The following is a 25,378-nucleotide window of genomic DNA, read 5'->3' as shown; positions in this document are numbered from 1 at the left end:
GAACTGTCTCTTGGTTGCATAACACCGGATCAATCCCCGGCCGTCGCATCGGTACGAACAGTGTATCCGGGTCGTCGAAGCGGTGATTAGCGATTGCCGCTTCGGTCCGATGACGATACCGACTGAAACGGATACGCGTCTCAGTCGCTTCGCAGATCGGCCGTTGCCCGCTCGTCTACTTCGCCATTCTCGATAACGACGCGGTAGTCATCTCGGGCTATCTCCTCGGTGATGAGCCCGTCGAGGTAGTCTTCGTGCACCTTTTCAACCGGCCGCTCGCTGGGGTCACCGTAGCCCCCACCGTTGATCGTCTGGATGGAGAATCTATCGCCCGTCTCGAACTTGTATCCGGAGACCTTCGAAGGGAGATCAATGACCTCTCCGTCGGCCTTGATGTGTTGCAGCGATCCCGGTGTACCGCCCTTACCGCCCTGGAATCCCCACGAACCGTACTTATTACCGTCGCCCTCGCAGGTGATAGTCGTCGGGGAAAGAAACGTCATCTCTCGCTCGATGCCGTGGCCGCCGCGATGTCGGCCGGCGCCGTGGCCATCCTCGCGCAACCGGTAGTGCTCGATGCGCATTGGATGGGAGAGTTCTATGTCTTCAACCGGCCGGTTCTTGGTATTGTGCACGAGCGCATCGACGGCGTCGAGGCCGTCTTCCTCCGCGCGGCCGCCGTAGGCGCTTTCGTTCACTTCTATATACACCCAGTACTCCTCGTTCTCGTCGGTACCGGCATAGCTAATGAAATAACAGTGTGGACCGGAGCCAGCAGTAACCCTCTCGGGAATCGACTCACTGAGTGCCTTCATCAGGAGATCCGCCATGAAGTCGACCTGATTGATTCGGGCGAAAGCCGACGCGGGCGGCTTGGGATTGAAAATACAGCCCTCTCGAGCTTCGACGTGAATTGGCTCGAACGTCCCCGAGTTCTGTGGGATGTATTCGTCGTGAATATAGGTATCTATCAACATTGATCGGACAATGAAGAATATTGCCACCTCTGTCGACCCTCGGAATGGGATGTTGTAGCCGGTCGGCACCTGATCATTCGAGTCGCTCAGATCGACATACATGTCACTACCTTCAACCGTGACTCGCACATCGACCTTGAGACGCGTGTCGCGATTGCGCCCATCATCATCGAGATACCCTGTCTCATGATACTCGCCGTCGGGAATCGTCTTGATTTCGTTGCGCATCAGTGCCTCGGCGTACGCCATCAGGTCGTCCGCAGCGGTTTGAACAGTATCCAGCCCATACTCCTCGATGAGCTCCAGAAATCGCTGTTTACCTGTATCGCACGAGGAGATCTGCGCTTGAAGATCTCCGAGGACGATGCGGGGCGTCCGTACGTTTGTTTCCAGGAAGTTCCAGATTTCTTCGACACGTTCCCCCTCATCGATTATTTTCGTCCCCTTGAACAGACTCCCTTCAGCGAACATGTCTTCGAGGTCCACTGCCAGCCCGGGCGTTGCGGCGCCGATATCGATGTGGTGAGCGTTTGTCGCCGTCCACGCGATATGTTCTCCGTCGTAAAATATCGGCGTCATCACGGCGATGTCCGGTGAGTGAGTCGCGCCGTAGTGTGGGTGGTTGTGAATGAACACGTCGCCCTCGTTGATGTGTTCGTCAGGGTCGAGTCCGCGCTCCTCGAAGGACTCGTACATTCCCTCGACGGACGCGATGTTGGTTCCCACGTGCATTGGGGTGAAGTCGCCCTCGGCGATCTGTTGGCCGTCGGCCGTGAGAATCCCTGCACCGATGTCTTCGCTCTCTCTGATAATAGATGAGTACGAGGACCGAATCAATTTGTACCCCATTTCCTGTGCAATAGTGTCGAATTCCCCCCCCACCACCTGCAGCGTCACGGGATCAATGTCTCTATCCTCAATAATTCTGCTCGACTCGTCTGCGCTGGACATGCTGTTTCGTTTGGCATAAGTTAGCATAAAATTTGTGTTGCCGTGAGGTGGGATGGCTATTTTAGCTGCGGCTGGTTGGACCAAAAAAACACCACGGGTTCTGTCTCGGTGTCTGTCGTGACCCTACAGATCCTGAAGATATTCTTTTACTGTTTCTTTCGGCTCGACGTCCGCGAACTTTGCATTGATATCGAATATGTGGGCCTCGTGTTGTTTGTCCGAGCGGTCGCCAACACAGGTTTCGGGAACAATCGAGTGGTAGCCGTAGGCGCTTGCGTCAGCGGCTGTCTCACGGACGCACGCACTAGTCGAACAACCAGTCACGATCACCGTGTCTATATCCTGCGCATTCAACAGTGAATTGAGTTCAGTCTCGTGGAAACAGCTCGCGTGCCGTTTATCCAGAATGTGATCTTGCTCGGCGATGTGACACCGGTCGTCCATCTCGACTTCGCGGCGTCCTTCGATCCAGTCAGCCATCGCTGGCATCTTCTTCGTCCACATACCCGCATCGATCGCGTCGGGATGCTTGTAGACGACGCGCGTCCAGATGACCGGTACGTCTTTTTTATGCGCTACGTCGACGAGTTCGTTCGTATTTTCGATCACGTCCGAAAGATCCGACCCCATCGGATACTCTGGATCAGTCTCTGCGTACTGCAGATCGATGGCGACAATTGCCGGTGACTCCCCGAATCCGACCCGATTATCGTTTGCCATCAGTCCTTTTTGATAAATTTCTTCTCGTGACATCTCTTCGGTCGGTTCTGTCGACATATTATGTACGCTGATACCGCGTCTCATTATAAAAATATTTCGGCGATAGTATCGCTGCTAGCCGTGGCTGCGACGAACAAGCAGTACAAAGGTTCGTTGGATAACCGACTGCGTCTTTCTAACGCCCGGCATGTCTGTTCGGCTACTTGCTTCGTCAGCGGGATCTACCGAACGGTGAATATGTTGGTTTCGTCGGTCGTTGCCTGACTATACGTGCGTACTCTACGGTGATAGAGCGGTACCAGCGATACTTAAATCGCCGACATCGTGGTCGAAAGTCGACGTTTCAGCCGACCCCTACTTGACCATCCGTTCTCGACCGGGGTCGAACAGCGGTTCCTCGCGCACCGTCGCGTCGTAGCGGTCCCCCTCATACTCGATGTCGACCGACGTCCCGGGTTCAGCGTACTCCAGGGGGAGATACGTATAAGCGATACAGGCGCCGACAGAGTAGCCGTACCCCGCGCTGTGAACGTAACCCAGCACCTCATCGCCGTTGAGCACTGGCCGGTCTTCAAGGATGACCGCCGAGGGGTCGTCGAGAGTTAGACACGCGATTTTGTATCGAGGCCCCGCTGCCTTCGCCTCAAGTAGCGCATCCTTTCCAATAAAGGACGTATCGAGGTCGACTGTGAACCCAAGCCCCGCCTCGTATGGGGTATGCTCGGTGTGGAGATCATCGCCCCACAGCCGATACCCTTTCTCCAGGCGCATCGAGTTCATCGCGCCGCCGCCGGCCGGCACGACGTCGTATGATTGACCCGCCTCCCAAAGCGTCTCCCACAACTCGGCGCCGTATTCCATCGGGGCGTAGACTTCCCAGCCGAGCTCGCCAATGTACGAGACTCGAAGCGCGGTAACCGGAACGCTCCCGACGTACATATTCCGCGTGCGAAAGTACGGAAACGCTTCATTCGATACGTCGGCGTCGGTCGTCGATTTGAGGAGATTCCGCGCGTCTGGTCCCCAGATGCCGACAGCACACAGCTCGGAGGTCCGATTAGTCACTGACACGTCGTCAGGCGCCTGCTCTCGGATCCAGGCGAGGTCTTGGCGACCGCCCGCACCGCTGCCGGTAATCACGAGGAACTGCTCCTCGTCAAGACGCGTGACGGTCAAGTCAGCCCGGACGCCACCGTCGGTGTCGAGCATCGTGGTGTATCTGAGCTGGCCAACATCGAGGTCCATATCGTTGGCGAACAGCCGCTGGACGAACGATCGGGCTCCAGCGCCTTCGATACCGATTTTGACGAACGACGTCTGGTCGAACAGTCCGACTCCGTCTCGGACTGCGAGATGCTCAGCACCCTCGATTCGCGACCAGTGCTCGGCCTCCCACCCTGACCGCGGGGCGACGGAGTATCGATCGAGTAGCTCAGCGTTGGATTCGTACCACTGGGGGACCTCCCAGCCACCACTCTCGAAGAATTCGGCCTCGAGGTCATCCTGTGCCGAATAGAACGGTGATCGACGAAGCCCACGCTGGCGATGGCGCTGCCACTTGGGATGGACAATATCGTACACTTGTTCGTACTGGAGGTCACCCATCTCCGTGTAGTACGGTTTGCTCTCCTCGTGGGGTTGGAACCGCGCGACGTCGCAATCATGTAGATCGATTGGCTCACCGTCCAGTTTCGGAACGCCGTGTTCCATCCACTCGGCGATCGCATTCCCGGCTCCGCCTGCGTGAGTGACCCAGACTGCCAGCGCTACCCAGAGGCCATCTATTTCAGGTGTTTCTCCCAGCACTGGCAGATGGTTCGGTGCGTACGAGAACATCCCGTTATATTTGTGTTCGAGACTTGCATTCCGGGTTGCCGGCAGGAGTTCGTCGATGGCTTGATGGGGAGATTTGTGAGGACGATTGGGATGAGTCGGCGTCTCAAAGTGTTCTTCAGTGAACGGTTTTATCGAACCCTGGTCGGGTCCATCCTCGTTCGTTCCTAGCGTGTCGGGATCGACAACCATCGGGTCGTGGTTATACGAACCGAGTCCGTAGGCGTCACCGTGGGTCCGGAAGTACAGTGCGTTGTCTTGGTCACGGAGAATTGGCCGGTCCGGACCCATCAGCAATCGTTCGGCACGCGAACCTGAAACAGCTTCGTAGTTCTCAAGTACGCTGTGATTGACCTCTTGGACACCATCAGCGAGCTCTCCGAGGGATTCCGTGATAGTGTACTGGTGTTGGACCGGAGCGATCGGGAGATCGATGTCGACCATCTCCCCAAGTGGACGGCTCCAGATGTTCGTTGCTGCGAGTATCCGGTCGGCCTTGATTCTCCCATGGTCGGTCGTGACGGCATCGACGCTGCCGTCGCTCGTCTTGATGTCGGTGACGCGCGTGTTTCCGAAGAACTGAGCTCCGCACTTTTCGGCCTCTCGGGCCAGGGCTGCGCAGGCCCTCACGCCCGAGACCTGCCCGTCGGTCGGAGAATAAAAGCCCCCCTGGATCGCGCCCGGGTCCACCAGCGGAAGTTTTTTTTGGACTTCCTCGGGAGTTAGGATCTCTGGATTCGGAATGCCCCAAGACTTCGCCCACTCGACTCGGCGCTGGAGGTAGTCCATCCGTTCGTCTGACCGAGCGACCTCGATACCCCCGACCTCTGCGTAGAGTTGTCCGGCTTCGTCTTCGAGATCTGAGTATAGCTCCCGGCTGTACATGGCAAACTTCGAGAGGACGTCGGGTTCGTCGGTTTGAAACATGATGCCTGGCGCGTGACTCGAGGATCCGCCAGTCGTCGGGAGCGGTCCCTGGTCGACTACGACTATGTCTGCCGCGCCGCGATCAGCTAGATGGTAAGCGGCACTACAGCCGACGATACCCGCGCCGATAATGACTGTTTCAGCTTGCGCCGGTACATTTTCTTGGCTCATACGAACAGACTGTAGTGTGGCTCCCTGCGATATATAAGTACTGCCTCGATTCACCTCTCACAGTCGCTATCGATACTTCATCAGTAGGTTGACTCCAGTTCTGGATTAATCCGCTCAACGTCGTATCCCTGCTCGCGGATCGACTGGAGGATGGCGTCTGGATGCTCATTACCGCTCGTTTCGATTTGAAACGCGAGGTACGCTTCGCCGATGTGGAGTTTTTCCCATGACGCGTTCGTGCCTGACCGTCTGAATGTTCGCCTCGTGAGCAGCGATAGTCCCGGAGAGTTCCTCCATCTTGCCCGGTTCGTCGTCGATACGCACTCGCAGCCGTAGTATCTGCTTTCGTTCCGTCGGGCGTGAATTACCACCGCTTGGAGCATGGTCATGTCCATATTTCTCCCGCTCAGTAGCGGCATTACGGTCTCTCCAGACACATCCAAATAGTCGCTCAGGGTAGCTGCTACCGGTGCCGCGCTGGCGCCTTCGACCAGTTACTTAGCCCGTTCCAACAACAGCATCATGCCGGTCGTGACCTGGTCGTCACTCACCGTCGCGATCCGGTTGACGTCTTCCGCAATCGTACGTAGTGTCCGCTCCGAGATGCTGCCCGTGGCGAATCCGTCGGCGATTGTGTCAGCCCTGGTGTCAGCCATGCCGAGCGTCTGAGGGGGTTGAGCTCCTTGATATTGTTGGGGACCGTCGCGGCATCCTTCGCTTGCACGTCCACGCTACGCGTGTCGGGATTTACTTCTTGGAACGCAGTCGCGATACCTGCAAGGAGTCCATCCCCACCGATGGGGACGACGAGCGTGTCGATCGACGGGAAATCCTCGTACATTTCGAGCCCGAGTGTTCTCTGTCCCGCGATTATATCGGGGTCGTCGTAGGCGTGGATGAACGTCCCACTCCCTCCGGCAGCGATGGCGCGTGCGCGCGACTCGCCGTCTGAAACCTCTGCCCGTAGAGTTCGACTGACGCGCCGTATTCCCGCGTCGCGTCTGTTTTGATCTGCGGGGTTGTCTTTGACATCACGGTCGTTGAGTCGACTCCGAGTTTCGTTGCCGGGAGTGCGACTCCTTGGGCGTGATTTTGATATGTGGGCATAGTTCACAATCGAATAAATCCCTCGCCTGTCGTACTTTTGTTTAGATATCTCTGTCGGAGTTCCTTGGACACCGAATGACGGATCTGGTGCTGTGTCCGTATAGCGGTTTCCCGAGCAGGAAACACTGGATTACGTGCTACGACTCAGCTCCGGAATTTCGTCCGGCCCAAAATAGGAGTCCGATCGGTTAGATTCGGCTTTCGTGGTGGCAACGGGCTGGATCTCGATTGGAGCCAGTCGCATCCACCCCCTCGTACGTCACTGTTCACACATGCTGAATGTTTATATAGCCAGAAGAGATCAATAAATCATGACGCCAACGAATGCCCGACCGGTAAAGACAACGCGAACGTCGCTCCGACTCATCGAGGAGGTAAAGGCTCGCGATGGCGCATCGTTAATCGAACTCACTGACTCGTTGGATCTCGCCAAAAGTACCATTCACAATCACCTAAATACACTGACTAACGAGGGATTTCTGGTCAAAGAGGGGATGACCTTCCACGTGGGACTGAAGTTTTTGGAGTTCGGTGAATATGCACGGAACCGGAAATCCGTCTACGAATTAGCCCGAGAATGGGTCTACGCCCTTGCAAAAGAGACCAACGAAGAAGTCGATTTTACCGTCGAGGAGAACGGACGAATTTTCACACTAGAATACGCGCTCGGAAACCAAGCACCTTCACAGCTCCAGACCGGGAGCCCGTTCCTCCAGACAGGGAGCAGTTTCCACCTGCACAACTGTGCTTCTGGGAAGGCGATATTAGCACAGTTGCCACGTGATCATGTCGAAGAGATTATCCATCGGTGGGGACTGCCCGCGACAACTCCAAACACAATTACTGACGAGTCCGCCTTATTCGAAGATCTAGAGGCGACTCGTAAGCGGAACTACTCAATCAACGATGAGGAACTAGAAGAAGGCTACCGCTCCGTCGGCGTCCCGGTGACTTACCCGAATGGAACCGTGTTCGGTGCACTCTGTGTAGGCGCACCAACGTACCGACTTGACCTCGACGGCCCCCGTTTCGACGAAATAGTTACTCAACTTCTCGAATCGACCACTGAGCTCGAACAGGAGATAGAGCAGATGCAACCGAACGGTGCTGAAGCGGTTACCGGATGGAGGTCGTAAAATGCCCGTTCAATTTTAATACTAGGGGTCAGTTCATCTCCAATGTTTATAAATATCCGTCGACGTCCGAGCGGTGGGAGTATGCTGTACGGCCGTGCTGATCTATTTATATGTTCGCGATGTGTGAATATATTTATACCCATCATTGAACGATGTGAGTCGACCGGACTCGGCTTTCAGTCTCGATTTTATAAAAGGACCGTCGTTATCGGTTTCACAACCTAATGTCGTTATGGGGTATTCACAATCCGATTTTTACTCATTTGCGGCTGACAGCGGCAGAAGCGTACGTATAAACGGTTCTCGCTTAGTGGAACTCGCTCGAGCAAACACGCTGGTCAGAACAGCACCGACATTCTGCCTACACTTATTTAATAATTTCCGCGGTTCGAAGATAACTTTGTTAACTTTGTTATTTATAATTCCGCTTATAATTTTCAGTCTCACGCTCTCGGTTTTATTGGGTGGGAGTGTTCAAAGAAGCCGATTCTGTGCGAACTGAGCCAGTCATCGACCGTTTCCGCTTCGGCGTTAGTTAATAGTCTGAAAAATTACTAAATGGCTTTTCTATATTTTTGCATATATGTCGAAAACCGTTCCGAACTTAGCATTTTCATAGCTGAAATCAAGGCCGTGGCGGCGGCGGGCGTCTTTCAGCGAGTGCTCACCATCGATGAGAACACGGCATACTGACGCCACGTTTCTCGCGGAGTTCTGTAAAGAGTGCGTGTGTTATTATCCGTGACATGGTCGTTTTATCCTTTTCTGTATTCGTTATTTGCTCGGTGTGTGGAGCGACGGGAGCATACAGCGAATACTGCTCATCGTTGAGTCGAATCATAGTTCTGTCGACCGTGACTCGATCGGAGCGCCCATCCCGATCTTGGCTGTGACTCAACCTTGTGAACGCAGTTATGAACAGCTTCCCGGACTCTCTTCGCACTTTTATCAGTTACAAGACTTATATATAAAAATGACAGTAAGGCAAAATTGGCCCCGTCGAAATAACGTCGCTAGGAATATGATTGTCGAGCGATTGATGCAGTCCGCGGCGAGTATAATATCGGCGAAAAATCATAAGCCAGTGTCTGATAGCCTGCCGACTGCCAACCCAGGTGGTATGGACTCGGTTATTTTACTTGAACTGTTTAAACCCATTTCCCGATATGGTTCCGAGTCCGGTATTCAAGTTGATCGATTAATCCCGATCGCTCCGGGATAGGCAGATCGCCGAGCCAATCGACGAAGAAATCAGCCTCTAAAAACGTCATGCTTGTGAGTCGCCGCAGAACGGCCGCAAGATCTGACCGCGGCAGCCGAATATCTCGCCGTCCGACAGGAATTTCTTGTCGATATCGATCGTAGCGTATACCCCACATGTCTCAGCAACCAGCAAACCCCTCGCACCCGGGAGATCGCGACCGGCCGAAAGGGATCGCGTCGGTTCGAGTCCGCTCGAGACCGTCACCCCCACTAGACGAGGGCTATTCGTCGGCCAGGACCGCCGAGAGGAGCGTCTCGGTGTCGGTCGACAGCAGGTGCGAGCGGAACTCCGCCGACGCGTAGGGGTCCGACCGGACCTCGTCGTCCGGTATCGACTCGCTGGCCCGCTTCGCGGCTGCGGCCGCCGCCGACTCGTCGGCCACAGCACCCTCGAGTTCCGCCTCGACGGCCTCGAGCCGGCGGGGATAGGACGCCACGGCGGTCGCGGCGACCCGGGCGTCCGTGACGGTCCCGTCGTCGGTCCGCACCGCTGCGGCGACCCCGACGGCCGCGTAGCCCGACAGCGGGTTCCGCCGCTTGTGGTAGGCGCTCGTGAGACCGTCGTCCGTCGGCACCTCGAGCCGCGTCACGACCTCCCGGTCCCCGACCGAGGTCTCGAACTCGCCCTCGAAGAGGTCCGTCACCGGGATGCTCCGGCGGCCGTCCGGACCGTGGACGACGACGGTCGCGTCGAGAGCGAGCACCGCGGCCGCCGGGTCGACCCGCGGGTCACCGTGGGCGAGGTTGCCGCCGATGGTGCCACCCGCCCGGACCTGGAGGTCGCCGACCGCCGACGTGGCGTCGGCCAGCGCCGGCGCGTGCCGGCCGACAACCTCCGAATCCGCGACGTCGGTGTGGGTCGCCAGCGCGCCGACCGAAAGCGTCCCGTCGTCGTGCTCGATGGCCGACAGCCGGTCGATGCGACTGATGTCGACCAGCGTCCCGGGTGCCTCCTCGTCAGTCTTCATCCGCGGCAACAGCCCGTGGGCGCCCGCGAGCAGTTCCGCGTCCGCGTGCTCCCCGAGGAGGTCGATCGCCTCCTCGACGCTGCCGGCGCGGTGGTAGTCGAAGTCGTTGGCGTGCATCAGTCCTCACCCCCGACGGCCCGCCAGACCGTCTCGGGCGTTATCGGCATGTCGAGGTGGTCGACGCCGAACGGCTCTAACGCGTCGACGACCGCCGAGACGACGGTCGGCGCGGCGGCGATGGTCGCCGACTCGCCGACCCCCTTCACGCCGAGTGGGTTGTGCGGACTCGGCGTGACGGTAGTGTCCGTCTCGAAGTCCGGGAGGTACGTCGAATGCGGAACGGCGTACTCGTCCATCCGGCGGGTTCGGAGGTGGCCGGCCTCGTCGTAGGCGGCCCCCTCGTAGAGCGCCGCACCGATGCCCTGTGCGATGCCGCCGTGAACTTGTCCCTCGACGATCATCGGATTGATTATCTCGCCGCAGTCGTCGACCGCGACGTACTTTTCGATGTCGATATCGCCCGTCTCGGCGTCGACCTCGACGACGGCGACGTGGGTCCCGAACGGGTAGGTGAAGTTCTCCGGGTCGTAGAAGTTCGTCTCCTCGAGCCCGGGGTCCATCCCCTCCGGGAGGTCGTGACCGAGATACGCCTCGTGGGCGATCTCCTGGATGTGGAGCGCCCGGTCGGGCGCGCCCTCGAGGTGGAAGGACCCATCGTCGAAGACGACGTCCTCGGGGGCGGCCTCCAGTTGGTGTTCGGCGATCTTGCGGGCCTTCTCGCGGACCTCCCGGGCGGCGCGAGCGATGGCGCCGCCGCCAACCGAGGCGCTCCGGCTGCCGTAGGTGCCCATCCCCTGCGGGATGCGGTCGGTGTCTCCCTCGATGACCTCGATGTCCTCGAGGCCGACGCCGAGTTCCTCGGCGGCGATCTGCGCGTAGGTGGTCCGGTGGCCCTGTCCCTGGTCGGCCGTGCCGGCGAGCACCGTCAGCGTCCCCGTCGAGTCGAACCGGACGATTGAACTCTCCCAGCCGCCGGCCTGGGAGCCGAGGTCGCCAGCCAGCCCCGACGGCGACAGCCCCGCCGACTCGACGAAGTTGGCGACGCCGATGCCGAGATAGCGGCCCTCCCCGCGGAGCCGTTCTTGCTTCTTGCGGAGCTCGTCGTAGCCGACGTGGTCGAGGGCCTTCTCCATGGCCCGTTCGTACTCGCCGCTGTCGTAGACGAGCGCCGCCGCGCTCTCGTAGGGGAACTCCTCGGGTGGGACGAGGTTTCGCCGGCGCAACTCCACCGGGTCCATGTCTAGTTCCCGCGCGGCGACGTCCATCAGCCGCTCGATCACGTAGATACCCTCCGCGCGGCCGGCCCCGCGGTAGGCGTCGACCGGCGTCGTGTTGGTGAACGCGCCGATGACACGGCAGTAGATGGCCGGGATCGTGTACTGCCCGGACAACACCGTCGTGTAGAGGTACGACGGCGTCGCGGTGCCGAACTGCGAGAGCTGTGCTCCGAGGCCGGCGTGTGTCTCCGCGCGGACACCACGGACGGTTCCGTCGTCGTCGACCGCGATCTCGGCCGTCGTCACGTGGTCGCGGCCGTGGCAGTCGGTCACGTAGCCCTCCTGACGGCTCGCACGCCACTTGACCGGCCGCTCGAGTTGCATCGAACACCACGCCGTCACCGCCTCGTCGGGGTAGTGGTATATCTTGCTCCCGAAGCCGCCGCCGACCTCGGGGGCGATGACCTCGATTCGGTTCTCGGGGATTCCCAGCGTGCTCGCCGACAGGAGCATCCGGTGGAGATGCGGGTTCTGGCTGGTCATCCAGAGCCGAAGTTTCTCCGTGCTCGCCTCGAACTCCGCGACCGCCGCGCGCGGCTCCATCGCGTTGGGAATGATCCGCGGCTGTCTGAGATCGACGCTGGCGACGTGGTCGGCGTCGGCGAACGCCTCGTCGGTCGCCCCGTCGTCGCCCAGTTCGAAATCGAAGGCGACGTTGTCCTCGGCTTCCTCGTGGACCGGCGGGAGGTCCTCCTCGACGGCCGCGACCGGGTCGGTCGCGTGCGCTAGCGGTTCGTACTCGACGTCGATTCGGTCGATCGCGTCGCGGGCCCGCTGGGAACTCTCGGCGACGACCGCCGCGACGCCGCTGCCCTCGTGGCGCACCTTGTCCGTCGCGAGGATGCGATACTGCGGCGTGACGAGCCCCGGCAGCATCCACGCCGTCGGGATGCTGTTCGGGACGCCGCTCTCCTCGACGTCCTCACCGGTGTAGACGGCGATGACACCGTCCATCGCCTCGGCCTCGGTGGTGTCGATGTCGACGATGCGGGCGTGGGCGTGGTCGCTGCGCCGGATCGCCAAGTGTGCCATCCCCGGCCGCGAAACGTCGGCGGTGTAGTTCGCGTCGCCGGTCAAAAGCGGGATGTCCTCGCGGCGCTCGACACCCGAGCCGAAGACACCCCCCTCACCTTCGGAGGCGTCGCTCACGTCCCGTCACCTCCGCCACCGTCCGTCGCTGCCTGCTCGACGGCGTCGACGATGTTGTGATAGCCCGTACACCGACAGAGGTTCCCCTCGATGGCCTCCCGGATCTCCTCCCTCGACGGGTCTTCGGCCGACTCGAGGAACGTCTCGGCGGTCATCAACATGCCCGGCGTGCAGAATCCACACTGCAAGCCGTGGTTCTCTTTGAAAGACGCCTGCAGCGACGAGAGGTCGCCGTTCTCCGAGAGCCCCTCGACCGTCTCGACCTCGGCACCGTCCGCTTGGACGGCGAACCGCGTACAGGACTTGATCGCCTCGCCGTCGACCCGAACCGTACACGCCCCGCATCGTCCGGTCTCACAGCCGACGTTCGCGCCCGTGTATCCCAGTTCCTCGCGAAGCGCCGTCACGAGCAGGGTCCGCGCCTCGACCCGTAGCTCGTGGGCCTCGCCGTTTACATTCAACGTGATATCGTGTTCTGACATTGTCTCCTACGCCCGATAGCGAACCGCGCGGGCTGAAACTGACACCCACGACAGTCCTTACCGATACGAAACCCACGAATCACCGTCACAAAAAGATTGCGTGCCGTTTTCGGACGTTGAACGGCTTTATATTTTTTGAGACCCCGGTGAGCCACCCACAATTTACAGCCGGCCAGGCGCTGGCGCTTCGTCCGTACTCTGCGCCGTGAATCCCGAGAGAGGCCAGGGGCGACGCGACTGCGGCGCCAAGATAGCGCCCGTATCTACTCGGCGTCGATGTCGAGGCGGTCGTGGATGGAGCCCTCGCGGGTCTTCAGGTGTCGTGGCTCCCGGCCGTTCGAGACGGCGAGCACCTCCCCGACGATGCTGTGTGCGATCTGGTAGGGCGACCCGCCGCCCAGGTCGAGCCCGACGGGCGTGTAGAGTCGGGCGAGTTCATTCTCGGTGAAGGTCCGCCCCTCCGCGTCGAACTCCGCGAGCATCTCCTCGAAGCGGTCGCGCGGGCCCATGACCCCGACGTACGGGACGGGGCTCCGGAGGAGTTCGTCAACCGCCAGCCGGTCGTCGACGAAGTTGTGCGTCATGACGACCGCGTGGCTCCGGTCGTCCAGCCCAAGTGGCTCGCGCAGCGACCCCGGCGACGTGGTGACCGTCCGTGCGGCCGAGGGGAACCGCTCCTCGAGGTCGACCGCGCCGCGGAACCCGACGACAGTGACCCGGAAGTCGTTCAGCGACGCGAGTTCCGTCACCGGGCCGACGTCGTGGCCGGAGCCGAAGACGTACAGTTCCGTCGGCGCGGCGATACCGTCGACGAAGACCCGCACCCGTCCTCCGGTGCCCTCCAATTCCAGGGTGTCCGCCCGGCCCCGCCGGGCGAGCTCCTCGGCCGGTCTCGTCAGCTTCTCGAAAAGCCACGCGGGGTACGTGCCGGAGACCCCTTCGAAGCCGTCCGTTTCCGGATGAAAGTGCGCCCGATCGCCGCACTCTAGGCCGGCGGCGTCGCTATCGAGGACGGTGACGGACGCGACGTCCCGTCCGTCGGCGAACGCCTCGATAGCGGGCCGGTAGCTCGCCCCCAGCGGTTCGAGCAGGACCTCGATGACGCCGTTGCACCCGACGCCGAGGCCCCACACGTCCTCCTCGTCCTCCATGAGGTCGTAGGTCTCGAGGCGGGGCCGCCCCTCCGCCCGGACCGTCCGAGCCACGCGGAGGAGGTCGTCCTCCAGACAGCCCGCGGTGATGCTACCGATACCCTCGCCGTCCGGCGTGAGCAGCATCTTCGCGCCCGGCCGCCGGTAGGCGTTGCCCTCGACGTCGACTACGGTCGCGAGTACGGTCGATCGGTCGGCCTCGAGTCGCGCGCTGATCGTTCGCAGTACCTCCGTCTCGGGGACGCTCCAGTTGCTCTGTGTCATTGGTTAGTGTCGGTGTCGGTGTCGGCGTCGGTGTCGACGGGTCCGCCCGGTGCGACGGCCGGCCGGGTATCGGCCCGTACGTAGCCCTTTCGGAGGCCGGCGTCGTGAAGCGCCGACCCGCAGCCGCCCGCGGCGACGGCCGCCCGGACCGCATCGGCGTCCGCCACCTCCGCGCCGGCGAGCACCGTCACCCCAGCGTCGAAGACCACCTCCGGCAGGAAGGACGCCGTCGCGCCGATGAGGGTGACGGGAACACCGGCCGGCGCTGCCGTCAGATACCGGCCGAACCCGCCGTACAGGAGAGTCGAGCCGGTCACGAAGACGACGTCCGCGTCGGCGAACGCCCGGTCGGCGTCCGCGGGGGTGTACGTCACGACGTCGACGCCCTCGGTGGAAGGCGGTGTCTCGATCCGTTCTCGCTCGACGACGTGGACCGTGACGTCGTCGAACCGGTCGACTGCCGGCGCGAAGAACCCGACGGTGGCGACGTCGTCGACGGGCGCCGGCAGGTTCGCCATCGGATCGCCGTAGCGCCACTCCATCCGCGGCGCCGAGAGCGCGTTCACCGCGGCCACTCCGGCGGCCTTCCTGACCCCAGCGATCGATCCGGCGGGCGCCATCGCCCACCCGAGCAGCGTCTCGACGGACGGGTCGCCGAGGACGGTGTCGTCGGGGGGGCGGTGTGCGACCCCGGCGAGTCGGCGTCCGTCCCGGCGGAGCTCGACCAGTATCGCCGCGTCCCCGACGGTGATGTCGTCGAGATGCGCCGCCTCCGGGGCGTCGAGTCGGTCGACGACCGACGAGAGGAGATCCCGACCGCGGGGTGCCGACTCGCGGTCAGTCACCGGCCCGCCCCCCACCGGCGCTGTGGCGGCCGTCGTGTTCGTAACCGACGGGACCGTGCGGACCCCGCCGCTCGAGTTGCCGGGCGGCCTCCGCGAGATCAGCCGGCGACGCGAAGGCGAACAGTCCGTCGACGTAGGGCAGCGCCGTCGCCATCCCCCGACAGGTCGGCTCGTAGTCTTCGGACTTCGCGAGCGGGTTCAGCCACACGACTGCGCTGGCAATCCGGGACAGCCACGCCATCCCCGTCTCGAGCCGATCGGGCTCGCCGACGTCCACCCCGTCGCTGACGACGACCACGACCGCCCGGCGGTCGACCGCGGTCGGATGCTCCCCCCGAAGGGTCCCGAGGGCCGCGCCGATCCGCGTTCCGCCGCCCCACCGCGTCTCGGCGGCGCGTAACGTCGCCACCGGGTCGCCTTCAGGGCGATCGAACGCCCCGGACACCTCGCGGAGGTCGGTGTCGAACAGGAACGTGCGGGCGTCCAGTGCCGTGTCGTGCAGCCGGTAGACGGTCGACAGCAGAACTCCCCGGTCGAGCGTATCCAGCACGGATCGGCTGACGTCGACGAGCAGCCGGCACCGGAGTTCCGTCGGTGCCGCCTCGCGCCGCGGCAACTCGACGGGCGCACCGCCGGTCCCCAGACTCGCCCGCAGGGTCCGACGGGCGTCGAGCGCCGCCCCACCGGCATCGGGGCGGGTTCGTCGGCCGGGAACCGAAGACAGCGCGGCGCTAAAGCGGTCGACTGCACGCCGTTCGGTTCCGGTCAGGCCGGTCGCGGCATCGTCGATCCCCTCCCTCCCGCCGGCGGCGCTGTAGATCCGGCGCTCGCGGTCGCCCGAGGCCGACGGGGGGCGGTCGGTCACTTCGCGTCGGCCGGTCGTGGCCCGAACCGGGGCGTCGTCGGCGGAGTCCGACGAATCGATCCCCGAGCGGTCGGGGGGGTCCGTCGGTGCAGACGCCGCCTCGTGGGACCGCTCCGGGTCCCGGTCGGTGTCGGGGGCGGACGCTGTCCGTTCGCCAGCGACGGCAGCACCCTCGAGGCCGCGCCGTAGGCGCGCCCAGAACGCCGGGAACAGCGCCTCGAACCGCTGGTGGCCGTCGGGACTGCTGACGAGCGACGCCGCCAGCGCCGCCCGGACCTGCGCCCTGTCGTCGAGGCCGACCGCCGCCAGCGCCCGTGCGGCGTCGACGCTCGCGTTCGCCGGCACCGAGGTCTCGGCGCGCAACCGACGGACGAACCGGACGAGTTCCCGCCGAACGTGGGCGCTCGCGGCTTCGAAGTCCGGAATCCCTTCCGACGCCGGCTCACCGTTCGGCGCGCTCTCTCGGGCCATCGGTCACCCCTCCATGCGCTCTTCGGCCGTCGCTGCGGCCGCCCGAAGCCGCTCCAGCAGTTCGTCGTCGACGCGGCGGACGTCCTCGGCCTCCTTGAGCAGACAGCCGATGGTCCGCTCGATCTCCGCGGGCGTGATGTCCGTCCCGGTGTCGCCGGTCCGAAGCGCGGCGACCGCCCGCGCCCAGTCCAGCGTCTCCGCGACCCCGGGCCGTTTCAGGAAGGGCTCCTCTCGGAGGCGCTCGACGACCGCACACACCTCCGCGGCGACCGCGGCGTCCAGCTCGGGCACCTTCCGGCGGACGATCTCGTACTCGGTGTCGAACGACGGTGGGTCGACATGGAGGTAGAGACACCGGCGTTTCAGCGCGTCGCTCAGTCCACGGGTTCGGTTCGAGGTCAGGACGACCGCCGGCGGCGTCTCGGCGGCGACAGTGCCGTACTCGGGGATGGTGACCTGAAAGTCCGACAGCACCTCCAGGAGAAACGCCTCGAACTCCTCGTCGGCGCGGTCGATCTCGTCGACGAGCAGCACCGGCGGTCGGTCGCCCGCCGCGGTCAGCGCCCGCAATAGCGGTCGCTCCTGGAGGAACTCCTCGCGGAACACCGACCCTTCGTCGGCGACCGACCCCTCGTCGGACTGGACGGCGAGCAGTTGTTTCGTATAGTTCCACTCGTAGAGGGCGCTCTCGGCGGCGAGGCCCTCGTAACACTGCAGGCGGACCAGTTCGGTGTCGAACCCCTCCGCGAGCACCTTGCCCAGCTCCGTCTTGCCGCTGCCGGGCGGCCCCTCGACGAGCAGCGGCTTTCCCAGACGCAACGACAGCAGGACGGTCGTCGTCAGGGCGTCGTCGGCGACGTAGTCGGTCCGTTCGAAGGCCTCGCGGAGCTGCGCCTCCGTCACCTCGCCGAAGGGGATCACGTCGGTGTCTGGCGGTGCGGTCATCGGATATCTCTCCGACGTACGGAGTAACTACTCGCACAACGACACAGAGCGATTAATAGGTTACGACGCGGGCAACGGCGTCGACCGACATCTTGAGTTATACGGCGCCCCCGTGTGTGGACGAGCGATGGCCCACGATCACGACCACGACCACGGCGACGCCGACCACGAGACGATGCTGCCCCGCGAGGGTGCCGTCCGTCGGTTGCGGTCGCTTCGCGAGGAACTGCTCCCCGACCGGCCCGCGGAGTCGGTCCCGCTCGATCGAATCGCCGGTCGGATCGCGGCGGAACCGGTCGACGCCCCGGGAGCGCTACCGGCACACGACCACGCGACGATGGACGGCTACGCCTTCGCCGCGGACGACGACTACCCCCTAGAAGTCGCGGGGGAGGTTTACCCCGAAGACGGTCCGCCGACCATCGGGCGCGGCGAGGCGGTCCGCATCGCGACCGGCGCACCGCTCCCCGAATCCGCCGACGTCGTCCTCAAACAGGAGGAGGCGACCGTCGAAGGCGGCCGACTCCGCGGACCCGCGGTCGAGGCCGGCACTTACGTCTACGAGCGCGGGAACAACGTCGCGGCCGGCGAACGCCTCGTCGAACGCGGGGAGCGACTCGCTCCGAAGGACGCCCTCCTGCTCGGCGACCTCGGTCTGGAGACGGTGTCCGTCCTCGAGCCGCTGTCTGTCGGGCTGTTGGCGACCGGCACTGAGATCCACGAGGGCCGACACCGCGACCTCGATTCGCCGATGCTGGCTGGCCTCGTCCGGGCGTGGGGGCACGAGGCTACCTACGAGGGGACCGTCCCCGACGACGCCGACCGCGTCGAGGCTCACATCGAACGACTGGCGGCCGCCCACGACGTCGTCGTCACGACCGGTGGCACCAGCGTCGGCCCGAAGGACCACGTCCTCCAGGCGCTGGAATCGCTCGGCGAGGTGCTCTTCCACCGGGTCCGGATACGGCCCGGCAAGCCGATCGCCGTCGCCCGGCTCGCCGACCACGACGCGGTCGCCATCGCGATACCGGGGAAACCCGTCGGTGCCCACGCGGTCACGACGCTCGTCGCCCGACCGTTCTTCACCGGCGAGTCCGACCTGCCGGCGCTGGCGTCGACGATCGCTCGAGGGGTCGCCATCGGCGTCGAGGGGTTCGAATACGCGGTTCCCGTCACGTTGGAGGGCGGCGAGGCGATGCCGCTGGGGCACGTCGACTCCCCGCTTGCGGTCTACGAGGACAGCTTCGACCCGAGCGTCCTCTCGTCGAGTACCCGCGCGACCCGGGCCGACGGGTTCGTGTTGACCGAGACCGGATTCGAGGCGGGCGAGACGGTGCGCGTGGTCCCGTACCCGGTAGTCGAGCGATGAGCGAGGGGGGGTTGCCCGTCGTGACGCCGGAGGGGCCACCCGAGGGGGCGGCCACCGTCGCCGGGGTCCTGCTGGCCGCGGGGCGGAGCGAACGGTTCGGCGACCGGAACAAGCTGCTCGCGCCGCTGGCCGGCGAACCGCTCGTCCGCCGCGCCGTGGGGACGCTGCTCGCCGCACCGCTCTCGGAGGTGGTCATCGTCGTCGGCCATGACGCCGACACGGTTCGCGAGGCGCTTTCGGACCTCCCGGTGACCGTCGTCGAGAACCCCAACTACGACGAGGGACAGGCGACGTCGGTCCGGACCGGGATCGAGGCGGTCGGCGACGACGCCGATGCGGTGGTGTTCGCGCTGAGCGACATGCCCGCCGTGGCACCCGAGACCGTCGGACGGCTGGTAGCGGCCTACGAGCGCGGGCTGGGCGATGCGCTCGCGGCCGCCAACGACGGACGGCGGGGGAACCCGGTACTGTTCGACCGGCGCCATTTCGACTCCCTGCGGGACGTCCGGGGTGACGTCGGTGGCAGGGAGATACTCCTCGAGGGATCCGAAAGCGCGCTCGTGGAGAGCGGCGACCCCGGGGTCCACCGTGATGTCGACACGCTGGCGGACCTCCGGGACCTCCGCGGCGAGCACCGATCGTGACTGTCGTGAGTCGTTCCGCCCTCGACCGCGCTGATCGGGACGAACGGGTTGAACCAGAGTGCGGTCGCGCTGGGTGGGGCCGTGGGGTGCTGTTGGGGTCGAGTGGACAGCTAGATGCTCTCGGTCGGGTCTGCGAGTTCTCGGGCGTTTCCAACCGAGAGGATCCCCTCCCGAGACAGCGCCACTGCAAGCTCCTACCGCGACACCGCCTCTCGCCCTCCTTTGTCGTCTGCGCCAAGGCACTCAGTTGAGTCCGAGGCTCAGTTTCAGCGCATCGTCTACCTGACGCATCGTTCCCGCGTCCAGATTCCCGACGACCGAGGGAATTCGCTTTGCGATGGAGACGACACGAATCTGGTCGAGGCGAACCGACGAGTCCTCCTCGAACGGCGAGTCGTCCACTTCGACGAGTAGCTCGAAGGGGTACCCCCGGTGCATGCCAGTCGCGGGGGGCGACGATGGTCGCACTCGAATACGGGCTGTTACTATTTGCCCACCATTGCCTACAAGCACGACTAGTGAGCTATCGGTCGAAAGACCAGCATCATCCGGTCAACGACCGGATATCCGCCTCCGCCTGCAGGCGGGGGAATCAACGACTCCAGAGTGGCGGGTGTTTCAGTTTTGCGATCAAGCACGTTGGACACTGCTGGACCGCGACGAGCTCGTTGACGCGTACTGGAACGTCATCGCACCGGCCATGGAAGCTGACGGTCTCGATCCCGAAACCGATCAGCCCACCTACGACTGGCTCAACGAGCGTGGCTTCCGGACGCTCCTCTACACACTGCAGGAACACCACGATACGACGTTTTCGGAGTTTTGGAGCGAGGATCTCGACCTCGAACACGCTGGGTTCGACTGGTATGTCAACGACGGCGACACCGTCGACGACACCGACGATCTCCTCTCCCCGGTCGCCAGAGAGTCCCATGTACCGGCTCACGAAGCCGTCGACGCCGGCTGGGCAACCTTCGATGTTGTGACATCCTCCTCGCGGTAAACGGCGAGGCTTCGAATACAACGTATTGAGATGCGACGAACTATTCCAGTCAAACGCGACGTGAACAGTGATGGCGCCGCACTGTGAATTCACCCGCCCAGACAACCGTGACGGTGAAGACTTCGAGTGACTGCAGTGTTGGGAGGAGAACCAAGCGGACTACAACGCGGCGAAATACATCGGTTTGTGGTACCCCGTCGTAACCAAACTGAGGACGACCGAGTCGTACCCTTGAGCGTGCCCTTGAACAGCGGGACGCTGAACGTGAACGGTGAGTACGGATCGCCTGCCGATGTTTCGGCCATAACGGGAGTCCATGCTGAATCCAATCCGTTTTATTCGTGGGGAGCTCGAGAACGGTGGTTTGGTCGTTGTAGGGGCTTACGAATGCAGGAACTTATCTAGCCCAACGAGCCGGTCGGCGACGATGATCGCGATAATGGCGACGATAACGTAAACGCTCGAGATCGCTGCGATCTGCGGACTGATGTTCCCCCGGATTGCGCTGTAGATCGCGACGGGGAGCGTCTCCGTGTCCGATATTGTGATGATGAGGCTGACGATAAACTCGTTGAGCGCGAGCATGAACATCATCAGCGAGCCGGAGATCACGCCCGGCATCAGGGCCGGCAGCGTAACGTGTCTGAAGGTTTGGACCTCCTCGGCACCGAGGCTTCGCGCGGCGTTTTCTAGGGTGGGATCGAAGGCATTGACGCTGGAGGCGACGCTCCAGATCATGAACGGGATGTTGATGATCGTCAGCGCCAGCCCAACCGCCCAGATGTTGCCGATCCAGCCGAGTCGGCCGAACAGTATCAGCAGGATGAATCCCGAGACGACGAGGGGGATGGTGAAGGGCAACAACAGATATAATTGGATCCCGTGTTCGAAGCGGATATCGTAGCGGTTCAACCCGAGTGCGGTCGATAGCCCGATCGGGATCGAGATGATCGTACAAATCGTTGCGACCATCACGCTGTTGAGAAACGGCTGGATATACTCGCCCTCATCGAGCAGCGAGACGTACCATCTGAGACTCAGTTCGTCCGGCGGGAACGAGATGATCTCGCCCGCACCGAGGGAGGCGACGAGAATGATGAATGAGGGCAACACCAAGAAGATCAGTTCGACCAGCGCAAAGAGCGTGAGATACGGGTGGTCGGTTTTGAGATGTCGGCCGACGCCACGAACGGAGCTCATTCCTCACTCACCTCCACACCGAGCGTGCCGGTGCCGTAGCGCCGGAAAACGCCGAGCACGACGATTGAGGCGACAATCACGAGGACGATGCTCAACACAGACGCGAACGGATAGTTCAGCGTTCCGAACACGGTCCGATAGATGAAGTTTGCGACGAAGTCGTTCGTGCCGCCGCCGAGCAGGTCGGGGATCGAGTAATTCGCCATCGTGATCGTGAACACGACGATCGCCGCAGCGGTGATGCCGGGGCGCGCCAGCGGGAGGATGACGTGGCGAAACGTCTGGAACTGATTCGCCCCGGCATTTTTCGCTGCTCGTTCGAGATTTCGGTCGATACCCGCGATTGCGGGCGTAATCATCAAAACCGCAAACGGCAGCATATACTGGACGAGACCGAGGATGACTGCGGTCGAGGTGCCGATGATATTTACCGGTTCGAATCCAGCGTTTTCGAGTAGCCAGTTGAACGCACCGTTGCGGCCGAGCAGAATGAGCCAGCCATACGCTCGGATAATCACTCCCGAAAAGAAGGGAACGAACAACCCAAAGAGCAGTACATATCTGAATAGCGGTTGATTCGTTCGGACAACTAAGTACGAATACGGGATTGCGAGGGCGACACAACAGATAGTGACGAGTGTCGAATAAAGGATCGTCCGGAAAAACACCCGATGGAACGCGGATGTCTCCAGCAGGCGCTCCCAATTGGCGATGGTGTACTCGTAGGTGAATATTTGGACTGTGTCGTATGTCAGAAAGCTATACCAAGCGAGAAGCGCCATTCCCACCGCGAGAAAGCTGATCACGAGCACGCCGGGGATGATCAGGACGTACCCAAATCGATTTGAGTCCCCCTTTGTTTCGATCGGAACGCGCCCTTTGATCGCGATGATGGCGTCGATCACGGACCACTTGAATCGGGTCCAGGTGTGCCGGTAGGTGTCTATTCGACTCATGAGTCAATCACGTCTCCAAGGGACGGGCGGCTTCGGCCATCGGAGCCGTTGCAGTGATAAACGATTCGTGACGCCGCTTTCATAACTGTTACTCCACGGGCCTGTTGGATACCGGGGGGACAGGTCGCGGATGCGAGGCCGGCCACGCCCCGCAGGTCCGGTGTCTTACTGTATCTCATCGGATTACGTGAGACATTCCCCCTATGGGGTATACGTGTAAGACCACCGTATGGTGGATGCGACGGATGAGACGGATGGGCGTGGACCCGGCAACGTGGAGCGGGCGTCATCAGTTCGCGCCCGTATCGGTGGGGAGTCACCACACGGTGGGACTGTATTAATGCGCTTGATCATCCCACCGTAGTCCATGGATGTACAACCACTGTCGACGCTTGGCCCTGCTGCGTTGGACGCAGTCTCCGATCGCGATACCGGACTCGATTCGATCCGAACCGACGTTGAAGACATCATCGATCGAGTCCGGACGGACGGCGACGAAGCGCTCCATGAATTCAACCGGCGCTTCGACGACGTCGACAGCGACACCCTGGCGACCAACGCGATTTCTGGTGCCGCCGATGCGATCGACGAGGACGTCAAGCACGCGCTGGAGGTCACGATCGATCGCGTTCGCACCTTCCACGAGCGGCAACGCCGCGACGACTGGACTGACGATTTCGGGGGCGTGACGCTCGGTCGACAGTTTCGGCCCATAGATCGGGTTGGCGCTTATGTCCCCGGCGGGAGCGCGGCCTATCCTTCGACGGCGATTATGACGGTCGTTCCTGCGAGGGTTGCCGGCGTCGAGGAGATCGCTGTTGTCACACCGCCGGCCGCCGAACGTAATCCGGTCACGCTGGCCGCCCTCGATCTGACTGGTGTCGACGAGGTGTACACGGTCGGTGGCGCACAGGCGATCGCGGCGCTCGCGTACGGCACGGACTCGATCCCGGCGGTCGAGAAGATCGTCGGGCCGGGAAACCGATGGGTCGCGGCCGCGAAGGCGGCGGTCCGGGGTGATGTCGCGATCGACATGATCGCGGGTCCCAGCGAGGTGTTGGTCCTCGCCGACGGAACGGCGACCCCGAAATACGTCGCCGCGGAACTCCTCGCGCAGGCCGAACACGACCCCCACGCCTCCGCGGTGGCCGTCGTCACGGACGAAGCGATCGCCGAGGCCGTCGTCGACGAGGTGAAGCGCCAACTCCCCGAGCTGTCCCGAAGCGACATCATCCGTGAGGCGCTCGCGAACGACAGCAGCGGCGTCTTTTTGGCGGACTCGATGGCCGAGGCGACGGCCTTTGCCGAATCCTACGCCGTCGAACACCTCGTCGTGCAGACGGCGGATCGAACGGCGGTCGTCGAGGCCGTCGACAGCGCCGGGAGCGTCTTCGTGGGCGAGTACAGTCCCGTGGCCGCGGGCGATTACGCAAGTGGGACGAATCACGCCCTCCCGACGGCGAAGGCGGCGAAGACGACGGGCGGTCTCTCGGTCGATACGTTCGTCCGTTCGCGGACGATTCAGGAACTCGATCGCGAGGGGCTAGAGTCGATCTCGGAGCCGATCGTCACGCTGGCCGAACTGGAGGGGCTCGACGCTCACGCCGAAAGCGTTCGGGCGCGGCTTGAGTAGGGCGCATCGACGAATCCGTCGCCTTGTGGTGGGTGTGTTTTATTATCGAGTCGCGCACAGACGTGAAGATATGTCCGTACTGGATTCGTTCAGGCTCGACGGAAAGACGGCGATTGTGACAGGGGCGAGCAAGGGTATCGGGCGCGCGCTCGCCGAGGGACTCGCCGAGGCTGGCGCGGACGTCTGTATCGCCAACAGAAACGAACACGACGGCCAGCGGGCCGCCGAGGCGATCCAAGAATCGACGAACGTCGAGACGACTGCGGTCGCGGTTGACGTCACTGACGAGACCGACGTCGAGCGGATGGTCGAGCGGACGCTCACCGAGTTCGGATCGATCGATATCCTGGTGAACAATGCGGGGATCGCGCGGATGGCCCCCGCCCACGAGATGTCGCTTGAAACGTGGAACGAGGTGATCGAGACGAACCTCACTGGCGTGTTCCTCTGTACGAAACACGCTGGTGGGGCGATGGTCGACGGCGACGGTGGGACGGTCATTAACATGGCGTCGATGTCGGCGTTCGTGGCGAACTATCCACAGGAGGAGGTCGTCTATCACGCTTCGAAGGGCGGCGTCGTCTCTTTTACCCGACAGCTCGCTTCCGAGTGGGCCGAACACGGGATTCGAGCCAATGCCATCGCGCCGGGATACATCCGCACGGAGATGATTGACGAGATGCTCTCAGAGAATCCCGACATGGAGGCGGCATGGCTTTCAGAGATGCTCTTCGATGAGATGGCAACGCCGGACGAGTTGGCCGGGACGGTCGTCTATCTCGCCTCGGAGGCCTCCTCGTATATGACTGGCGAGACGATCGTCATCGACGGTGGATACACCGTCAGGTGACGTCCTCGCGCGTCGGGATCCACCACCGGCCGGTCGGTGTGGGTGAAAGAGACCCCAGGTACTGGGGTGATATCGTCGCAAACGGGATAACCGGGCTACTGAGACCGTGTACCCGATATACGATCCTCGCCGTGCTCGGCCGCTGACACCGACGAAATCCC

At 62.6% G+C, this 25,378-nt stretch carries 18 protein-coding genes and 2 pseudogenes; 6 read left to right on the top strand and 14 right to left on the bottom strand.

Annotated features, from left to right (window positions below; genetic code table 11):
* Positions 1 to 140: 140 nt before the first annotated feature.
* From R6U53_RS01200 to R6U53_RS01185, 4 genes and pseudogenes are all read right to left on the bottom strand, one after another.
* On the bottom strand, positions 141 to 2,012 hold the full coding sequence (locus R6U53_RS01200; protein WP_410320552.1) for a hydantoinase B/oxoprolinase family protein: 1,872 nt from the start codon (positions 2,010 to 2,012) through the stop codon (positions 141 to 143).
* A 39-nt stretch (positions 2,013 to 2,051) separates the two neighbouring features.
* Positions 2,052 to 2,648: an isochorismatase family protein gene (locus R6U53_RS01195; protein ID WP_410320551.1), complete on the bottom strand. Its 597-nt coding sequence runs from the start codon at positions 2,646 to 2,648 to the stop codon at positions 2,052 to 2,054.
* Between the two features lie 354 nt (positions 2,649 to 3,002).
* A complete protein-coding gene (locus R6U53_RS01190; RefSeq protein WP_410320550.1) occupies positions 3,003 to 5,579 on the bottom strand; it encodes an FAD-dependent oxidoreductase in 2,577 nt (858 codons plus the stop codon).
* An 80-nt stretch (positions 5,580 to 5,659) separates the two neighbouring features.
* A pseudogene (locus R6U53_RS01185) lies at positions 5,660 to 6,671 on the bottom strand (pyridoxal-phosphate dependent enzyme); the annotation flags it as partial.
* 326 nt (positions 6,672 to 6,997) lie between these two features.
* Here R6U53_RS01185 and R6U53_RS01180 point away from each other — a divergent pair.
* Positions 6,998 to 7,822: an IclR family transcriptional regulator gene (locus R6U53_RS01180; protein WP_410320549.1), complete on the top strand. Its 825-nt coding sequence runs from the start codon at positions 6,998 to 7,000 to the stop codon at positions 7,820 to 7,822.
* Between the two features lie 1,484 nt (positions 7,823 to 9,306).
* Here R6U53_RS01180 and R6U53_RS01175 read toward each other — a convergent pair.
* From R6U53_RS01175 to R6U53_RS01145, 7 genes are all read right to left on the bottom strand, one after another.
* Positions 9,307 to 10,170: an FAD binding domain-containing protein gene (locus R6U53_RS01175; protein WP_410320548.1), complete on the bottom strand. Its 864-nt coding sequence runs from the start codon at positions 10,168 to 10,170 to the stop codon at positions 9,307 to 9,309.
* Complete coding sequence (locus tag R6U53_RS01170; protein ID WP_410320547.1) at positions 10,170 to 12,539, bottom strand: xanthine dehydrogenase family protein molybdopterin-binding subunit; 2,370 nt, start codon at positions 12,537 to 12,539, stop codon at positions 10,170 to 10,172. Before R6U53_RS01170 ends, R6U53_RS01175 begins: the two co-directional genes overlap by 1 nt.
* The gene (locus tag R6U53_RS01165) at positions 12,536 to 13,021 is read right to left on the bottom strand and encodes a (2Fe-2S)-binding protein (RefSeq protein ID WP_410320546.1); all 486 of its coding nucleotides are present in this window, start codon (positions 13,019 to 13,021) and stop codon (positions 12,536 to 12,538) included. The genes R6U53_RS01170 and R6U53_RS01165 overlap by 4 nt, the downstream gene beginning before the upstream one ends.
* Before the next feature lie 263 nt (positions 13,022 to 13,284).
* Positions 13,285 to 14,436, bottom strand: a complete 1,152-nt coding sequence (locus tag R6U53_RS01160) for an XdhC family protein (RefSeq protein WP_410320545.1) — start codon at positions 14,434 to 14,436, stop codon at positions 13,285 to 13,287.
* Positions 14,433 to 15,281: a Rossmann-like domain-containing protein gene (locus tag R6U53_RS01155; RefSeq protein ID WP_410320544.1), complete on the bottom strand. Its 849-nt coding sequence runs from the start codon at positions 15,279 to 15,281 to the stop codon at positions 14,433 to 14,435. The genes R6U53_RS01160 and R6U53_RS01155 overlap by 4 nt, the downstream gene beginning before the upstream one ends.
* On the bottom strand, positions 15,274 to 16,617 hold the full coding sequence (locus R6U53_RS01150; protein ID WP_410320543.1) for a VWA domain-containing protein: 1,344 nt from the start codon (positions 16,615 to 16,617) through the stop codon (positions 15,274 to 15,276). Before R6U53_RS01150 ends, R6U53_RS01155 begins: the two co-directional genes overlap by 8 nt.
* A gap of 3 nt (positions 16,618 to 16,620) precedes the next feature.
* Positions 16,621 to 17,562, bottom strand: coding sequence for an AAA family ATPase (locus R6U53_RS01145; protein ID WP_410320542.1), 942 nt, complete (start codon positions 17,560 to 17,562; stop codon positions 16,621 to 16,623).
* A gap of 127 nt (positions 17,563 to 17,689) precedes the next feature.
* Here R6U53_RS01145 and R6U53_RS01140 point away from each other — a divergent pair, with 127 nt between their 5' ends.
* Together R6U53_RS01140 and R6U53_RS01135 are read left to right on the top strand one after the other, a co-directional pair.
* Positions 17,690 to 18,931 (top strand): molybdopterin molybdotransferase MoeA, encoded by a 1,242-nt coding sequence (locus R6U53_RS01140; RefSeq protein WP_410320541.1) that lies wholly within the window; start codon positions 17,690 to 17,692, stop codon positions 18,929 to 18,931.
* The gene (locus R6U53_RS01135; RefSeq protein ID WP_410320540.1) at positions 18,928 to 19,575 is read left to right on the top strand and encodes an NTP transferase domain-containing protein; all 648 of its coding nucleotides are present in this window, start codon (positions 18,928 to 18,930) and stop codon (positions 19,573 to 19,575) included. Before R6U53_RS01140 ends, R6U53_RS01135 begins: the two co-directional genes overlap by 4 nt.
* 243 nt (positions 19,576 to 19,818) lie before the next feature.
* Here R6U53_RS01135 and R6U53_RS01130 read toward each other — a convergent pair.
* Positions 19,819 to 20,025 (bottom strand): annotated as a pseudogene (locus R6U53_RS01130) (type II toxin-antitoxin system PemK/MazF family toxin); the annotation flags it as partial.
* Between the two features lie 250 nt (positions 20,026 to 20,275).
* On the opposite strand from R6U53_RS01130, the gene R6U53_RS01125 reads away from it, so the two are divergent.
* Positions 20,276 to 20,578 (top strand): hypothetical protein, encoded by a 303-nt coding sequence (locus R6U53_RS01125; RefSeq protein WP_410320539.1) that lies wholly within the window; start codon positions 20,276 to 20,278, stop codon positions 20,576 to 20,578.
* Positions 20,579 to 20,959: 381 nt separating this feature from the next.
* On the opposite strand, the gene R6U53_RS01120 is transcribed toward R6U53_RS01125, so the two are convergent.
* Both R6U53_RS01120 and R6U53_RS01115 read right to left on the bottom strand, forming a co-directional pair.
* The gene (locus tag R6U53_RS01120) at positions 20,960 to 21,778 is read right to left on the bottom strand and encodes an ABC transporter permease (protein ID WP_410320538.1); all 819 of its coding nucleotides are present in this window, start codon (positions 21,776 to 21,778) and stop codon (positions 20,960 to 20,962) included.
* Complete coding sequence (locus tag R6U53_RS01115; protein ID WP_410320537.1) at positions 21,775 to 22,734, bottom strand: ABC transporter permease; 960 nt, start codon at positions 22,732 to 22,734, stop codon at positions 21,775 to 21,777. The genes R6U53_RS01120 and R6U53_RS01115 overlap by 4 nt, the downstream gene beginning before the upstream one ends.
* A 367-nt stretch (positions 22,735 to 23,101) precedes the next feature.
* Between R6U53_RS01115 and hisD the strand changes: the two genes are divergently transcribed.
* Both hisD and R6U53_RS01105 read left to right on the top strand, forming a co-directional pair.
* Positions 23,102 to 24,367: a histidinol dehydrogenase gene (hisD, locus tag R6U53_RS01110; RefSeq protein ID WP_410320536.1), complete on the top strand. Its 1,266-nt coding sequence runs from the start codon at positions 23,102 to 23,104 to the stop codon at positions 24,365 to 24,367.
* A 70-nt stretch (positions 24,368 to 24,437) separates the two neighbouring features.
* Positions 24,438 to 25,217, top strand: a complete 780-nt coding sequence (locus tag R6U53_RS01105) for an SDR family NAD(P)-dependent oxidoreductase (RefSeq protein ID WP_410320535.1) — start codon at positions 24,438 to 24,440, stop codon at positions 25,215 to 25,217.
* The last annotated feature ends 161 nt before the right edge of the window (positions 25,218 to 25,378 follow it).

The sequence above is a fragment of the Natronomonas sp. genome (genome assembly GCF_046483325.1).
Lineage (GTDB): Archaea > Halobacteriota > Halobacteria > Halobacteriales > Haloarculaceae > Natronomonas.
This window is presented reverse-complemented; position numbering and strand designations above follow the sequence as displayed.

Excerpts from the sequence above, each read along its gene's own strand:
- R6U53_RS01195 (WP_410320551.1), bottom strand. The coding sequence starts at position 2,648 with ATGGCAAACGATAATCGGGTCGGATTCGGGGAGTCACCGGCAATTGTC.
- R6U53_RS01115 (WP_410320537.1), bottom strand. The coding sequence starts at position 22,734 with ATGAGTCGAATAGACACCTACCGGCACACCTGGACCCGATTCAAGTGG.
- R6U53_RS01175 (WP_410320548.1), bottom strand. The coding sequence starts at position 10,170 with ATGCACGCCAACGACTTCGACTACCACCGCGCCGGCAGCGTCGAGGAG.
- R6U53_RS01190 (WP_410320550.1), bottom strand. The coding sequence starts at position 5,579 with ATGAGCCAAGAAAATGTACCGGCGCAAGCTGAAACAGTCATTATCGGC.
- R6U53_RS01120 (WP_410320538.1), bottom strand. The coding sequence starts at position 21,778 with ATGAGCTCCGTTCGTGGCGTCGGCCGACATCTCAAAACCGACCACCCG.
- R6U53_RS01135 (WP_410320540.1), top strand. The coding sequence starts at position 18,928 with ATGAGCGAGGGGGGGTTGCCCGTCGTGACGCCGGAGGGGCCACCCGAG.
- R6U53_RS01150 (WP_410320543.1), bottom strand. The coding sequence starts at position 16,617 with ATGGCCCGAGAGAGCGCGCCGAACGGTGAGCCGGCGTCGGAAGGGATT.
- hisD (WP_410320536.1), top strand. The coding sequence starts at position 23,102 with ATGGATGTACAACCACTGTCGACGCTTGGCCCTGCTGCGTTGGACGCA.
- R6U53_RS01125 (WP_410320539.1), top strand. The coding sequence starts at position 20,276 with ATGGAAGCTGACGGTCTCGATCCCGAAACCGATCAGCCCACCTACGAC.
- R6U53_RS01105 (WP_410320535.1), top strand. The coding sequence starts at position 24,438 with ATGTCCGTACTGGATTCGTTCAGGCTCGACGGAAAGACGGCGATTGTG.
- R6U53_RS01145 (WP_410320542.1), bottom strand. The coding sequence starts at position 17,562 with ATGACCGCACCGCCAGACACCGACGTGATCCCCTTCGGCGAGGTGACG.
- R6U53_RS01160 (WP_410320545.1), bottom strand. The coding sequence starts at position 14,436 with ATGACACAGAGCAACTGGAGCGTCCCCGAGACGGAGGTACTGCGAACG.
- R6U53_RS01140 (WP_410320541.1), top strand. The coding sequence starts at position 17,690 with ATGGCCCACGATCACGACCACGACCACGGCGACGCCGACCACGAGACG.
- R6U53_RS01165 (WP_410320546.1), bottom strand. The coding sequence starts at position 13,021 with ATGTCAGAACACGATATCACGTTGAATGTAAACGGCGAGGCCCACGAG.
- R6U53_RS01180 (WP_410320549.1), top strand. The coding sequence starts at position 6,998 with ATGACGCCAACGAATGCCCGACCGGTAAAGACAACGCGAACGTCGCTC.